This window comes from Tardiphaga robiniae (genome assembly GCF_013359755.1).
GTDB classification, from domain to species: Bacteria; Pseudomonadota; Alphaproteobacteria; order Rhizobiales; family Xanthobacteraceae; genus Tardiphaga; species Tardiphaga robiniae.
The window spans coordinates 96,831-109,639 of record NZ_JABMCJ010000063.1; the positions used below are offsets into that span (position 1 = coordinate 96,831).

At 59.8% G+C, this 12,809-nt stretch carries 17 protein-coding genes; 11 read left to right on the forward strand and 6 right to left on the reverse strand.

Annotated features, from left to right (window positions below; genetic code table 11):
• The first annotated feature begins 181 nt into the window (after positions 1-181).
• On the forward strand, positions 182-448 hold the full coding sequence (locus tag HP556_RS02170) for a hypothetical protein (RefSeq protein ID WP_175365744.1): 267 nt from the start codon (positions 182-184) through the stop codon (positions 446-448).
• A 273-nt stretch (positions 449-721) separates the two neighbouring features.
• Positions 722-937: a DUF6894 family protein gene (locus HP556_RS02175; RefSeq protein WP_175365745.1), complete on the forward strand. Its 216-nt coding sequence runs from the start codon at positions 722-724 to the stop codon at positions 935-937.
• 37 nt (positions 938-974) lie between these two features.
• Here the strand turns inward: HP556_RS02175 and HP556_RS02180 are convergent, their stop codons facing one another.
• Genes HP556_RS02180 through HP556_RS02190 form a run of 3 tightly spaced genes read right to left on the reverse strand, consistent with a single transcriptional unit; the run spans position 975 to position 3,062 of the window.
• A complete protein-coding gene (locus HP556_RS02180) occupies positions 975-1,571 on the reverse strand; it encodes a cysteine hydrolase family protein (RefSeq protein WP_175365746.1) in 597 nt (198 codons plus the stop codon).
• Between the two features lie 28 nt (positions 1,572-1,599).
• Entirely contained in the window at positions 1,600-2,274 is a 675-nt protein-coding gene (locus HP556_RS02185; RefSeq protein ID WP_175365747.1) for a glutathione S-transferase family protein, read from the reverse strand.
• A gap of 29 nt (positions 2,275-2,303) precedes the next feature.
• Positions 2,304-3,062 carry an SDR family NAD(P)-dependent oxidoreductase gene (locus HP556_RS02190; RefSeq protein WP_175365748.1) on the reverse strand — a complete coding sequence of 253 codons (759 nt, stop codon included), beginning with the start codon at positions 3,060-3,062 and terminating at the stop codon, positions 2,304-2,306.
• 174 nt (positions 3,063-3,236) lie between these two features.
• Between HP556_RS02190 and HP556_RS02195 the strand changes: the two genes are divergently transcribed.
• From HP556_RS02195 to HP556_RS02210, 4 genes are all read left to right on the forward strand, one after another.
• Positions 3,237-4,136, forward strand: a complete 900-nt coding sequence (locus tag HP556_RS02195) for an AraC family transcriptional regulator (RefSeq protein WP_175365770.1) — start codon at positions 3,237-3,239, stop codon at positions 4,134-4,136.
• A gap of 681 nt (positions 4,137-4,817) precedes the next feature.
• A complete protein-coding gene (locus HP556_RS02200; RefSeq protein ID WP_175365749.1) occupies positions 4,818-5,111 on the forward strand; it encodes a hypothetical protein in 294 nt (97 codons plus the stop codon).
• Entirely contained in the window at positions 5,108-5,302 is a 195-nt protein-coding gene (locus tag HP556_RS02205; protein WP_175365750.1) for a hypothetical protein, read from the forward strand. Before HP556_RS02200 ends, HP556_RS02205 begins: the two co-directional genes overlap by 4 nt.
• 138 nt (positions 5,303-5,440) lie before the next feature.
• The gene (locus HP556_RS02210) at positions 5,441-5,680 is read left to right on the forward strand and encodes a hypothetical protein (RefSeq protein WP_175365751.1); all 240 of its coding nucleotides are present in this window, start codon (positions 5,441-5,443) and stop codon (positions 5,678-5,680) included.
• A gap of 115 nt (positions 5,681-5,795) precedes the next feature.
• Here the strand turns inward: HP556_RS02210 and HP556_RS02215 are convergent, their stop codons facing one another.
• Together HP556_RS02215 and HP556_RS02220 are read right to left on the reverse strand one after the other, a co-directional pair.
• On the reverse strand, positions 5,796-5,972 hold the full coding sequence (locus tag HP556_RS02215) for a hypothetical protein (protein ID WP_175365752.1): 177 nt from the start codon (positions 5,970-5,972) through the stop codon (positions 5,796-5,798).
• Positions 5,973-6,883: 911 nt separating this feature from the next.
• Positions 6,884-7,543: a hypothetical protein gene (locus HP556_RS02220; protein ID WP_175365753.1), complete on the reverse strand. Its 660-nt coding sequence runs from the start codon at positions 7,541-7,543 to the stop codon at positions 6,884-6,886.
• 339 nt (positions 7,544-7,882) lie between these two features.
• Between HP556_RS02220 and HP556_RS02225 the strand changes: the two genes are divergently transcribed.
• Positions 7,883-8,698, forward strand: coding sequence for an ion transporter (locus HP556_RS02225; RefSeq protein ID WP_175365754.1), 816 nt, complete (start codon positions 7,883-7,885; stop codon positions 8,696-8,698).
• A gap of 940 nt (positions 8,699-9,638) precedes the next feature.
• On the opposite strand, the gene HP556_RS02230 is transcribed toward HP556_RS02225, so the two are convergent.
• Positions 9,639-10,925, reverse strand: coding sequence for a tetratricopeptide repeat protein (locus HP556_RS02230; protein ID WP_175365755.1), 1,287 nt, complete (start codon positions 10,923-10,925; stop codon positions 9,639-9,641).
• A gap of 334 nt (positions 10,926-11,259) precedes the next feature.
• Here HP556_RS02230 and HP556_RS02235 point away from each other — a divergent pair, with 334 nt between their 5' ends.
• The 4 genes from HP556_RS02235 (at position 11,260) to HP556_RS02250 (ending at position 12,299) form a co-directional block, all read left to right on the forward strand.
• On the forward strand, positions 11,260-11,484 hold the full coding sequence (locus tag HP556_RS02235; RefSeq protein WP_175365756.1) for a hypothetical protein: 225 nt from the start codon (positions 11,260-11,262) through the stop codon (positions 11,482-11,484).
• Between the two features lie 69 nt (positions 11,485-11,553).
• Positions 11,554-11,904: a hypothetical protein gene (locus tag HP556_RS02240; RefSeq protein WP_175365757.1), complete on the forward strand. Its 351-nt coding sequence runs from the start codon at positions 11,554-11,556 to the stop codon at positions 11,902-11,904.
• A 34-nt stretch (positions 11,905-11,938) separates the two neighbouring features.
• Positions 11,939-12,082, forward strand: coding sequence for a hypothetical protein (locus HP556_RS02245; protein WP_175365758.1), 144 nt, complete (start codon positions 11,939-11,941; stop codon positions 12,080-12,082).
• Complete coding sequence (locus HP556_RS02250) at positions 12,075-12,299, forward strand: hypothetical protein (RefSeq protein WP_175365759.1); 225 nt, start codon at positions 12,075-12,077, stop codon at positions 12,297-12,299. Before HP556_RS02245 ends, HP556_RS02250 begins: the two co-directional genes overlap by 8 nt.
• The last annotated feature ends 510 nt before the right edge of the window (positions 12,300-12,809 follow it).

A 12,809-nucleotide genomic window follows, 5' to 3' on the forward strand; every position in this document is an offset into this window, starting at 1 on the left:
AGATTCGTTAAAATTTCCCCTTTACGTTTCGCTAACTGTGTTTTTTAGCAAGGCGTCAACCATGACGGACCGGCCACGCGCTTTTAAGCCCGCGCGGGACCAGACCAGACGGGGCCGGGCCCGCGCACTCACGAATGGAGAACGCAAGTGACTTGGCAGCCGGCTGATATAGGCGCGCCCGATGCTGGACGACGACGACGAAATCTGCCCTGAATGCGGCGAGGCGTTTATCCCCGATATCGAGACGTTCGCAGGCACAACTCGCCAACCCCAATGGGTCATCCGCCACCGTGCCATCCACCTCCGTGCGAGCCGCCGCCACCATGAAACCTTCCTCCTCCGAAACCGCCGCGAGCTGACGCATCCGATAGGGGAGGCAGGCTCATGGCGGCAACGGCACCTGCAACGATTACTTTTTTCCGTAACATCGCTTGTCCTTTCCCGGTAATGGTGGCTCCGGGGACGACGACGCTATTCGGGCCGTTTTGTTTCAACTGAGGCGACAGTGATGGCCTTGTTTCCATCGGGCGGTGGTAAGCGCTGCACTTCGAATGCGGCCTTGAGGCGCCCGGCGTCGCGCGGCACGTCGCCAAAAGCGCCGGGCATTGCACCGGGCGGATTTCACTCTAGCTATCAATCCCCAGTCGTCCGGTGCCACCGCTAATCAAAAGAAACATGGAACGGCTTGGAAGCAAGCGCATTTCCCCTGCCGGAGATGCGCATGCCCAAGTATTACTTCCCCATTGTCGACGGTACGAAGCTTGTAGATCCCGTAGGACTGGAGCTCCAAAATGAAGAGCAGGCAAAGCGCCAGGCCGAGCTAATAGCCAAGTACGTGGCGCTGACCGGCGCTAAGGCCCGCCACATCGTTGTGGAAGACGGCGAAGGGACAGAAATTCACAAAGAGCCGGTGAAGCCGGAAAGCCCTATTAGATGAAACCCGGCCCTATAACCGGGCCGGGTCCAGCGGCGGTTTATGCCTTAGCCACGAACTCCTGCGTGGTGACGGCGTTGGCGTAAAATGGGGCGATCTCGGCGATGAAGTCGTCCTGCTGTTTGCGAGTATAGCCGGCCGACGCGTTGTAGATGACGTTGGTGTGGTAGCCGAGGTCGTGGGCATTGCGCATCGACGACTCGACGCACTGGCGCAGCGAAAAGCCCGACAGGTAGATCTCGTCGATGCGGTTGTTGCGCAAGTAGCCGTCGAGCGTGGTTCCGACGAAAACGCTGCTGCCGCCGGCGCGCTCGCGAACGACATGCTCGCCCGCCGCCGGCTCGAACCCGGGGAAGAAATCAGCCTGCTCGCCCAGGAACGCGCCATGGTCACGCGTCATCTTGCGCAGGCCGTACTTGGCCTCGCCCAGCACCTTGAATGTCGGCTCGAACTTCAGCGCTGCGTGGATCACGTGCAGGCCGCGACGGCGGGCCTCTTCGAGGATGATCTTCGAATTGGCGATAGCGGTGTCGACCTGCTCCCGGTCCTGGAACGCCGGATAGATGCCACCGGTCGGCGAGAGCCAGTCGTTGACATATTCGATTAGGATCAGCGCGCTCTTGGATGCGTCGGTCATGGTATAACTCCTGGGATGTTGGTTAGGATCAGGCGGCGTTCATCGCGCCTTGCTGGCGCAGGTGGTCGCGAAACAGGTCGGGATAGGTGTCGATTACGGCGTTCTTGACGCTGGGTCGCTCAGCGAGCGCCGCGCGCCACCCCGTGACGCGTGGCAGGCCCGCGAAGATCGGGTCCGCCACTTCCGGATCGATGATCCCGAAATAGCGGAACAGCGGTGCGTAGACCGCATCGACCAGACCAAAGTCCGGCCCGGCGAAATACGGGCCGTCGCCCAGCTCGGCCTCGATCTTGCTTAGCCGATCATGGAAGGCGGCCCGCTTGGCGTCGGCGGTCGCCATGTCCTTGGCGTGAAGGAACTGCCAGCCCTCCGTAAAGGTCTGGGTGGCGAATTCGATCCAGGCGCGATGCCGGGCACGCAGCAATGCATCGTCGGGATACATCGCCGCGCCACCCTGCGTCTCGTTCAGATATTCGCAGATGACCACGCTTTCGAAGAGGATCGCATCCTCACCGTTCGGCTGGCGCACCTTCAGCACCGGCACTTTGCCGGTCGGCGACAGGGCTAGAAACCAGTCGGGCTTGGCCGATAGATCGACGTTGACCCGGTCGAACGCCACCCCTTTTTCGAGCAGGACGATCGCGGCACGCTGGACGAATGGGCACAGCGGGTGGCTGACGAGAGTGAGGTTTTGCTCGGTCATGATGGTGTCTCGATGTGCTGGAACAGAGATCAGAGCGACTGGCCGCCCGACACGTCGAACGTCGTGCCGTTGGCCCAGCCGAAATCGTCGGACAGGATGGCTGCGACCGCGCCGCCGATGTCGTCGGGCTGACCGACGCGGCCTAGCGCGATCTTGCTCGCGACGAAGGCATGAGCCTGTTCGTTATCGCGGACCCTACCACCGCCGAAATCGGTGGCGATGGCACCGGGCGCGATGGCGTTGACGCGGATCTGCCGCGCGCCGAGTTCCAGCGCCATGAACCGGGTCAGCGTCTCGAGCCCCGCCTTGGCCGCCGCATAAAGGCCGAAGCTGGCCATCGACGTGCGCGTGAAGCCCGACGAGACGTTGAGGATGCGTCCGCCATCGGCGAGAACCGGTAGCAATGCCTGCGTCAGGAACAGCGGTCCGCGCAGGTGCATGTCGATCATCGCATCGAACTGTTCCTCGCTCGCGTCAGCGACCTGCACGTGGACGACGGCACCGGCGTTGTTGACCAGATAGTCGAACCGGTCGCTGCCGAAGCGGCTCCGGAGCGTTTCGGCGAAGGATGCGGCGAAGGCCGGAAAGCTCGCCACCTTGGTGACGTCGAGCGCGAGCATCGCCGCCGTGCCGCCCAGCGCCTCGATCTCGCTTACCAGCGCATCGGCTTCCGCCGCGCCCTGGCGATAGGTGCCGACGATGCCGACGCCGCGACGGGCGAGGTGCAGCGCCATGTTGCGACCAAGGCCGCGGCTGGCGCCGGTAATGAGAGCGATCTTCTGAGACATGGCTAGGTTCCTTGTGAATTGATTTTTCCAGACGGCACGCCGCTGAGGCGTCGCATTTCGCTGCCAGTCAGGTAGGCGATTGCTGTGTCCGACGCCCCGCCTAATGCTCTCAATTGCTTGCCTAATTGTCTCAAGCGCTTTGCAGATGGGAGAAATGGTGTCATGCTCCTTGGCATGACCGACAACCTACAGCCGCATCGCGATATCGCGCTCCGCCACGGGCGGACCGGAATGACCCTGACGCCGATCCCGCGCCTGGAAATCGGCGTAGGACAAACGACCTCGGGAACGTCACCGTGTCTCTACCGCTCGATGATCTGCTTCATTCTGCAGGGATCGAAAGAGGTGGCCATCCACGACGATCTGCTGCGCTACGACGCGTCTCAATATCTGGTCAGCGCACTCGATCTGCCTTTGAGCGGCCAGATCCATGACGCTGACGAGGGCAGTCCTTATGTGGCGATTTCGTTAGTCCTTGATCCGGCACTTCTCGCCGAGGTCGCATCGACGATGCCGGCGGTGCGCGACGCGGACGCGCCAGGCAGCGGCATCGCGATCAATCCGATGACTCCGCCGCTGCGCGACACGCTGCTGCGACTGCTGGCGTTGCTCGACACGCCTGCGGACATCCCGGCGCTCGCGCCGATGGCCGAACGCGAATTGCTTTATCGTCTCCTGCAGGGCCCGCAGGGGCGACTGTTGCGCCACATCGCCCGCCCAGAAGGCGCGATCGGCGGCATCCGCCGCGCGGTCGAATGGATCCGCGACCGCGGTAATACGCGGCTGCGGATCGAGGCTCTGTGCGAAGCTTCTGGCATGAGCCGTGCGAGCCTGCATCGCCACTTTCTCGCGCTGACTGGATTGAGCCCGATCCAGTATCAGAAGCAGATACGCCTTCAGGAGGCGCGCCAGTTGCTGCTCGCCGGCGACCGTAGTGCATCCGACGTCGCCTATGCGGTCGGCTATGAAAGCGCCTCTCAGTTCAGCCGCGAATATCTGCGGCAGTTCGGGGCTCCGCCCGCACGCGACGTGCGCAAGCTCAGGCAGTCGATCGACAATCAAATGATCAATTAGTCGGCCGTCAGCTTCGAAGCTGTTGACTCCAAGGCTGTTCAAGGGAACGCATCGCCCAATGCGAGCCGTCGCGCTGACGGCCAGCTACCGGGAACCCAACCAATACAGTGAGAGTTTTAACGATACTCTGTGCCCTGCCGCGTAACGGCTCTAGTACGAGTATTGGCCATGCGACGCATGCGAACCCTACCCTGTCCAAATTGCGGAGCCGCCTCTTATTGGATCAGATGCTCCCTCCCCGAGAACGGCTTGGTTGCGCATTCCTACGAGTGCCCAAAGTGCAGCTTCATCCATGCCGCTGTTGAGCCGGATCCAGCAATCCAAGCGGGGGGCTGGTTGAAGGGCGAACTGCGACCGCCGGAGAATTAGCCATGATCAGGCGACTCCTCGCGAAACCATGGGACACGGAAGACATCGCCAAGCTGAAAGAGCTAGTCGACAGCGGAGCATCTGCTCTACGTGCCGCGGCAGCGCTCGGCCGGCCCCTTACATCAGTGAAAAGGAAGGCGAACGATCTGGGTATTTCGCTGCCAAGCGTCCGCAAGGTAAGGGCGGACCTGCGAGCCAAGGGCGCTATCGAGGACCTTCGACGTCGTAGTCTGCACGAAACGCCGAGGCGCTTGACCGGAACTAATCCGTTACAGGACGTTTGAATCCGCCGTTCAGTCGCGGAGTTGCGTTGTGTCTTGGTCAACCCGGTTTCCCGATCCAATAGCCCTGCCCGATGGCGGTAAACTTGCGACCCTGCAGGATGCTGGCGAATACATCACCCGCCTGCCAAAGCAGACGCACGACACCCCACCGTGGCAGAACGCGATGCACGTCTTGATCCACGCGGCCGAGTACGGCGGGCCGATCGAGTTCGCGCGCCTCGGCATGCTGCAAGCACTCTTTCCCAAAGGCACTCCGGTCTACCAGTCCGTCGACAAGGACTTGAAGTGGCGCAACCAGCCCAAGCTTGTGAGGGATCGATGAACACGCCGGACGTGGATACTGCATTGCGCGCGCTTGAAGATGCCAGGCACATTCTTGGACAATACGTCGATCGTGGTCCACGAGATCCGGAAGGGACGCTGGAACGCTTGCTGGCCGTCCTCGATCGGGAGGATTTAGTGAAAGCTCTGGACCGGATCAATCGGAGGCGAGTCATCAGGCTGGTGGAATAATAAAGCCCGACGCCACCGGCGGGTGTAGATCCGATGTTTGAGCTGCTAACGGCGCGACACCGGATGGCCAATGAGGAACCTTCAACAATTCATCTCATTATCCGAGCGTTCTGCATCATATGCGAACAGGAGGATATTATGAAAAAATTTCTGATAACCACCGCAGTAGCCACTTTCGCGACAACCTCGGCATTCGGCCAAGCGGCCGTTGTTTCGACCGAGTATTATGTTGTCCGTGACGCTACTACCAAGAAGTGCACCATCGTCGACAAGAAGCCGACCACAACCACCACGACGATCGTTGACAACGGTATCTTCAAGACCAGGGCTGAAGCCGAGACCGGCATGAAGACTATTAAGGTGTGCACTGAGAACTAACCATCTCTAAGCTTCTGCCGCCCAACTAGCGGCAGAAGCTCAACCTGCCGGGCATTCGGGGAACATTGCTCACGCGAATTGGTTAATTGAAAAGCCGGATACCGTTCCCCCAAGATCACATTAAAATCCGGTCAGGCCCGATGGCATTTCCCCCGATGACGTCGGGCCGCTTCGTGCCGTGATACTTGACCTTCACGGTAAAAAACTCGCCGAACGCTTTCCAAAGCTGCGTGAGCCCGATGAACAGGCCGAACGCTGTCGCGCCGACGCGCAGCATGCCCGCCGATGACAATGTCGGTCTCGATTTTCTGCAGCACCTTCCCGGCCTCATGTCCGACGAGGCCTTGGCCGCCATGTTACACGGGATATCGGCAAGATTCCCATGAACGACGTCTCAAACGCGACGGAAGGCAATAGCGCGCGCAACAGATCTCGGACGAGTTCGGATCGCCCCACCGTCATTACCACTGTGTACTATCCATTCGCCGTTCGATGCCTGCCCTGTAATGATGCCTACGTGATGCGGCCATACGACGATCACTCCAATGCCTGGGCCTCCGGCATTCATACCCGTTCGAGCCCACTCTCGAGCTAGCGCAAGACGTCGATCAGATTGCCCAAGATACTTGCTGAGATACGTTCCGCACCACGCTCGGGCTCTATGTTGATTTCCCTTTCGGGCTTCAGCTGAAGACGCAACGAAAATAATCGCACAAGCCAACAATGCGACTCTCGACATACTCAACTCCATAGAAATGGACGACTACTGACAAAGCCGTCTGCAAACCTACGGTGCGAACTTCAGTTCCTTCTTTCCCGCTCCAATTAATACAAACGGTGCCCAAGGAACGACGGTGGTAGCCAGACACAATTACTATCGAACTTGAATGCGCATTCGTGCAATCGACCGCAACCATTAGACAAACCTGGCTGAGGTGACGAAGGTAGCTCCATAACGGTGCTATCCTGTGGTGTCGCCGCAAGCGCTACAACTTCCAAGGCAATTGCTAGATCACACACTGCGCCGTCGCACGAATTTTACCATTCGTAGGCTGCAGTTGCTGACCTAGAGCGTGTACTCATAAATTGAGGTTCGCAAGCAAGCTCAACCCGTTTCCGCTATTCGGCACATTGCAGACTCAAGCTCTACATCGCCTCAGGTCCCTTTTGTGCCAACAGGCGACCTTAATCCGCGCGGCCCACCTATCCTGGTCGCCCATGGCTTCCGCGCACTCGGGGGGCGCCGCCGAGCCACCTGCCAAAGGCGGCGATCGCGAGAACAGGCACCAGCAACAGCGGCACGGTGAAGATCGCGATGTAGGCTTGGCCGGCATCGCGGACACCACTGGCGATTGCAGCGCCCCAGATGCCATGCACCATGGCGACCATCACCAACGCCATCGTGGCGACGACACCGCCGAAGCTGCCGGTTGCAGCCACAGCCCCGAGCGACCACGCGAGCATTAAGAGATAGAGCCCGATCCCGACCTTGTCTGAGCCATGCGTCACAAAGAGCAGAACAAATGCTGTCGCTGCGAAGGCGATGCCGACGGCGTGCACGATTGCCGTCCGCTCCGTGCCAAGGCGTCGCGCCTCCGCTCCGATCAGGTGCACGTAGCCGCTGCCGGCCAATGCCACTAACCCGTTGGTGACGCCGTCGACGCCTAATCCGTAGAGCGCGCCCGACAAAGGGCCGTTTAGTGACAAGCGAGAGAAGTACAAGCCTCCCCAAGCGCCGAAGCCGAGGGCGGAAAGGCCTGCCGCGATCAAGTGGGAACGGGTCAGCATGAACAGGCCGGCGCCGGCCAGCAGCGGCAATAGCGGCACGACGACAACGAGGTAGAGCAAGTCGAGAAGGGGCATTGACGATTCCAATCCGCCAAGATGACGTCCGAACCGTGCCACAGCCGAAAGCGATGGCAATGAAAACCGGCCAAACTGCTGTGCATTAGTGGCCCGGTCCTGCGGTTTGGTTCATGCAGGCGAGTATCGGGGGTGGCAAGCATGTCGGCCAATTTCAACAAAGCGAAATGCGCATGATAGGCGTCGAAGCGACGGGCCCGCGTCCAATTCAAACACCGTGGCCGCGACGATCTGCGCGCCTGGTACTGGCCGCACGCGGATGACGCCATATCGGGATGTAGCACGATATCGCCCACTCGCCGGGTTGAGGTAGCCTCGCTTCTATTCCAAAGTGAGGCGATGAGCATTCCCCATGCGGGCGACTTATCCTCGCCGAGAACGCCATTTCGCCGATTTCGCCATCGCCTGCGGCAACTTTACGAAGGACACAGCGCGCAGACACGCTGGTTCTTGTATGGATTGCTGGCATTCGACTTCGTCTCCTTGCTGTTCATCATCGCCACCTCGTTCTTACCGCGCGGTGAGACCACACGCGTGCTCGACCTGACCTTCGGCGTGATCTTCCTGATCGAGTTCATCGCGCGCTTCATCGCGATCCGGCGTCCGCTGCGCGAATTGATGCGACTGACGACGTGGACCGATGTCGCCGCGATCGGTTCGCTGCTGGCATCCGCAAGTGGTGAAGCCGCCGGTTTCCTGCGCGTGCTGCGAACGCTGCGTATGCTGCGCACGTTTCGTGTGCTCGAACATCTGCGCCGCGACAGCGCGCTGTTTCGTCGTCACGAAGAGGTGCTGTCCGCGCTGGCCAGTCTGTCGGTATTCATCTTTGTGATGACTGGTGTCGTCTACGAGACCCAGCACCACACCAATCCGCACATCGCCAACTATGCTGATGCGCTTTATTTTACGGTCACCGCGCTGACCACCACCGGATTCGGCGACATCACACTGCCCGGCACCATGGGCCGACTGATCACCGTGGCGATCATGATTTTCGGCGTGACGCTGTTTCTGAATCTTGCACGCGTGCTGTTCAACCCCAGCAAGGTGCGGTTCAAATGTCCGGCTTGCGGGCTTCAGCGCCACGACCGCGATGCGGTGCACTGCAAGGCGTGCGGAGGTTTGCTGAACATCCCCGACGACGGTGCGGTGTGACGCGAGGAGCTCTGACTCCAGAAAGCAAGCCCCTCTGATCGAAGATAGCCGCCAATCGCGGATTTTCTGAACATCGCGGCGATTGCGACAGGAAACTGACATTTGAACGTTACTCAGTGCTGACTTTCCTGGCTTTGCTCCTACAGGTGATTCTCGCGGATCGAATGTTATGAAACGTGGCGTAAAGGCAGGTATCTAACCCGCGTCGACTTGGCCCGGCGCGGGGGGCTCCCACACGTCGCCGTTGTTGAATGTCTTTTGTGGCTCAACAGAAAGCGAATAGCGCGAAGTCGACCGTTAGGGTGGGCGGATGCAAACATCTACATCATCGCTGTCTCACCTCCAGCTCGTCGCCCGATGCATGACGACATGACCAGTTTTCACCCAGAGGGGCCGGTCGACCAAAATGGCGAGAGATCGCCGGACCGTTGTTGCAGGTGCATTGGCCGTTCGATAATACAAATATCTCGGGACCGCCGACGAGATCGCCGCTCGCGATCTCCTGAAAACTGCTTGGGAGCTTTTTGAAGACAGCGTAGTGCGCGCAGCTAAGCTCAGCCGCGAGAACGGGCGGCCCGATCAGACCTGCAATTGCGAAACTGAGAATCGTGGACTTGAGAGCGCGGCGGTAGCGGTAGAGGATCGTTCGCGCTAAGTGATGCCCGCGTATTAGGGGTCCCCTCAAACAACGAGTCATGACGGACTGGTAAACAATCCCACCAATGACGTGTGGCCAGCGCTGCATGGTCCTGCTTCCTACTATTCAACGCACATCTGTCGCATCTCGCCGAGGGCGCATTCACCAAGCACAGGGTCATCAGGCATACGCTTCGCAAGTTTAGGACCAGCGAGATCACGCCGGCTCGATCCCGCTGCACCTCGTTGCATTCATGAGTCGCTATGGGATGTTTTGCGGGGCGAACGTGATGGCCGGGTGTAATCATGCCTTGCGTGCAGTCTGCTTTGCGACCCACGCCGGATCCAGTCGCGCCGCCTCGACGATGTCGGCGTCACCTCCGGCGGTGTCGCCGATCTGTTGCTTCTGTAGGCCACGTCGGTACAGCGCCATGACATTGTCGGGCTGAAGCCTCAAGGCGGTACTATAATCGCCAATTGCGCGCACGAGGTCGTGCTTGTCGACGAGCGTCTCGGCACGATTGACGTAGAAGAGCGGGGCATCGGGATTGAGCTGGATGGCTATATCGAGATCGGCGATCGCGCGGTCCAGTTCATTGCGGCCGTAGAAGATGAGGGCGCGATTGTTATAGGCCACGGCGAATTCCGGCTGCATCCGAATCGCCATATCGTAGTCGGCCAGGGCACGGTCGAGGTCGCCCTTGTCGTCCCAGGCAGCGCCGCGCCGAAAGATGCTTTCGGCGTCACTCGGATCGAGACGGATGGCAGCGTCGAAATCGGCGATGGCGCGGTCGTACTGGCCATCGCGGTTCAGCGCCTTGGCGCGGCGGATGTAGTAGTCTGGGTCTTGCGGCGCGAGGCGAATGGCGTCGGCAAAATCGGCGATGGCGCGTTCGTCGTCGCCCTTGAGCTGCCAGACATCGCCGCGAGTGGAGAACGAAAAGGCGGCCCCTGGATCAGCGCGCAGCGCCGCCTCGGCTTCGGTCATGGCGGCGTCAAGATTGTCGTTGAGCTGATGCTTGACCGAGCGTGCGACATGCAGCAGCGCTAAATCGCGGCCGAAATAATAGTTCAGGCCGATGGAGCGATCGCAGGCAGCCATTGCCTTGGCCGAACCGTCGGCGAGACAGGCGGCATAATCGCCACCAGGGCCGGCCAGGGTGGCGCCGACGGCATAAGTCGGCGCCACGGCAGCGCTGGCGGCCAGCGCCATTGCCATTAGCGTGCTGCAAAACGGCAGACGGTAGGGCGAGCGTATGAACAGTTGCTGGAACAAGCGCGAGTACAGGCCAAATCGGGCGTTCGGGTGCATGTATCGTGCTCGGATGCGAGAGGACCGGGACAGTGTTGCTACTTGGTCGGCGGCATTAGCCGAAAGGTTCGACAGCGGGAGCGCCCGGAGCGGCCGGGCCGGCGTGCTCACGAAGATAATGTGAGGGATGACTCGATCCGGATTTTCGCCGAGCGGGGACCTTGCGCATCTTATTTGTTTCTGTGGTCGAGCGTCGCGCCCCGACTGTTCGATTCCGAGCATCCATGTGTGGTCAGGCTCCACGCGCTCGACGCAATTTCCAGTTTCCTTGCGAAACAATCGCGAGTCCTATCCGCGTATTCCCTTAGCAACGATACTCCGGGAACGCCGCATCAACGGTCTCTCTAGTTCAGGGATGTGAGATGGTCAGGTGTTCGCCAACCTAGGCGCTCTCACCGCTTCTATCGCACTCTTAATGGCCGATGCCCCCGGCAGCAGATCGGCCCTCCCCGGCGCCATGTGGACCGTGTTTGCCTTCTCTGAAGGCGACCCGGACGCGCTCCATCGCGCGTTGGAAGCAGCGCTGGAGAATCCGCACCGATATGAATTGCGCGCCCCGGAGTGATCCCTTACAGGAAGTCAGATTCCCACCTGATCCTGACGTCTGACATCCATGCCAAAAAAGAAAGCTACCGCCGACGAACTGATCTGGCTCTTTCACGAAAAGCTTGAAGGCTCCAACTTCCCCAATGCCGGAATTGCGATAATTCCAATCGGGGGCGGCAATTGGTCCGCGCTGACGAACGCCACCGAACGCCGGCACTATCCCGATCTGGCGAAGACTGTGGCGCGAATAGAAAAGCAACTCCGCGCACGCTTCCTCCTGAGAGAGGTCTGATCTGACTTCACGGGCGGGAACTAAGCCGGCAATCGACTATTTTATGGTCTAATCGACCAAGGCTGTATCTTGAACGAGACCAACCAGTTTGACCTTCCTACGCTGCCAAATGCCCCAGTCTCCGAGCGCGCTCGGATGAGCGACAACCAAAGCCTCATCAAGGCCCGTTACTGCCGATCGATCTTGAAGGTAGCCGCGATCAGCACCGACCAGGAAGCACGAGGGTTGCTGGAAAGTCTCGCGACCGAGCAGCCAACGCCGAACACCTCTGCTCCGATGGCTGCGGCCGAAAGCGCTTCTTTGGCCGCGATCCGCGATCTTGCTGGATTTCAGCGCGGTCGAAGCGTACCCCAAAGCTCCAGCGAGTGGATGCGCGCCGCTCGCGCAATCCAGTTGTGGCTGAACGTTCACGATCAATAGGCATCGTGCGCGCGTCATGCGGGGAAATGCTGCGATGGTACTCGTTCAGCCCCAAACAGCGCCGGCTAACCTGGATGGCCACCCAGCCGATCAGAGCCTTCACGACGCCGTTGATGATTTCCTGCATGCTATCGTCGATGGCCTGATCGATCTCGATCGAGGCAGCAAATGTGGCTGATTCGGCCACGACAAACCAAGGGCGCCAGAACAAGGCGCTTCTAATTTCACCTTTGAAGAGTTCAATTTGCTCGGAGGCCGCCGAGCGCGGTACGGACTGCGCAGGGAATCAGAAGATGCAAATGCGCAGAAAACTTGAGTTGGCGATGATCGCGATTTACGGAGCAGCTCTGCTCGCTGGGATCTCGGCCGAGGCCATCGCATCCATCGCCAAATAAACCTGGCCCTAACAAGAGCCCGCGCGATGCCGTCGCGCGGCGAAATTACTCAAGGGGGTCCGGAGAACGTGCAGTCGGGATTGGCAAGCGGAGAGCAAGCATCGCCTCCCTATAGGAGAATAACCAACCTCCATTTCGGGGAGTTCTCAGTCGGCCTAGGATTGCGTGGGCTGCTATTTCGTAATCCGGCTTGAGCCTGATTCCTTCAGTTATGTGGACGATTTCAGGGCGCGATTGAAACCCGCACGCCGTGCGAGGGTGGCGCTTTGGGAACCATGGATGACTGTGCTATCCCACCCCGATGGTCGAAGTTTTCCAAATTATTTTGATATTGAGCATTGCTGGGATGCTTGTTGCAGCGACCGTAAGATGGATCAGCGGGATACGACACCGCCGCTACCATTCACGACTGAATCAGACTCCTAAACCCGACGAAGATTGACTGCCCGCCACAGGGTAGCGATGGACATGGTGCCTGCCAAAACACACCGGCTAGTCGAAGTGTTCATC

What these genes read in the sequence shown, in the direction of transcription:
- HP556_RS02170 (WP_175365744.1), top strand. Translation starts at nt 182, where the DNA reads ATGCTGGACGACGACGACGAAATCTGCCCTGAATGCGGCGAGGCGTTT.
- HP556_RS02175 (WP_175365745.1), top strand. Translation starts at nt 722, where the DNA reads ATGCCCAAGTATTACTTCCCCATTGTCGACGGTACGAAGCTTGTAGAT.
- HP556_RS02180 (WP_175365746.1), bottom strand. Translation starts at nt 1,571, where the DNA reads ATGACCGACGCATCCAAGAGCGCGCTGATCCTAATCGAATATGTCAAC.
- HP556_RS02185 (WP_175365747.1), bottom strand. Translation starts at nt 2,274, where the DNA reads ATGACCGAGCAAAACCTCACTCTCGTCAGCCACCCGCTGTGCCCATTC.
- HP556_RS02190 (WP_175365748.1), bottom strand. Translation starts at nt 3,062, where the DNA reads ATGTCTCAGAAGATCGCTCTCATTACCGGCGCCAGCCGCGGCCTTGGT.
- HP556_RS02195 (WP_175365770.1), top strand. Translation starts at nt 3,237, where the DNA reads ATGACCGACAACCTACAGCCGCATCGCGATATCGCGCTCCGCCACGGG.
- HP556_RS02205 (WP_175365750.1), top strand. Translation starts at nt 5,108, where the DNA reads ATGAACACGCCGGACGTGGATACTGCATTGCGCGCGCTTGAAGATGCC.
- HP556_RS02210 (WP_175365751.1), top strand. Translation starts at nt 5,441, where the DNA reads ATGAAAAAATTTCTGATAACCACCGCAGTAGCCACTTTCGCGACAACC.
- HP556_RS02220 (WP_175365753.1), bottom strand. Translation starts at nt 7,543, where the DNA reads ATGCCCCTTCTCGACTTGCTCTACCTCGTTGTCGTCGTGCCGCTATTG.
- HP556_RS02225 (WP_175365754.1), top strand. Translation starts at nt 7,883, where the DNA reads ATGAGCATTCCCCATGCGGGCGACTTATCCTCGCCGAGAACGCCATTT.
- HP556_RS02235 (WP_175365756.1), top strand. Translation starts at nt 11,260, where the DNA reads ATGCCAAAAAAGAAAGCTACCGCCGACGAACTGATCTGGCTCTTTCAC.
- HP556_RS02245 (WP_175365758.1), top strand. Translation starts at nt 11,939, where the DNA reads ATGGTACTCGTTCAGCCCCAAACAGCGCCGGCTAACCTGGATGGCCAC.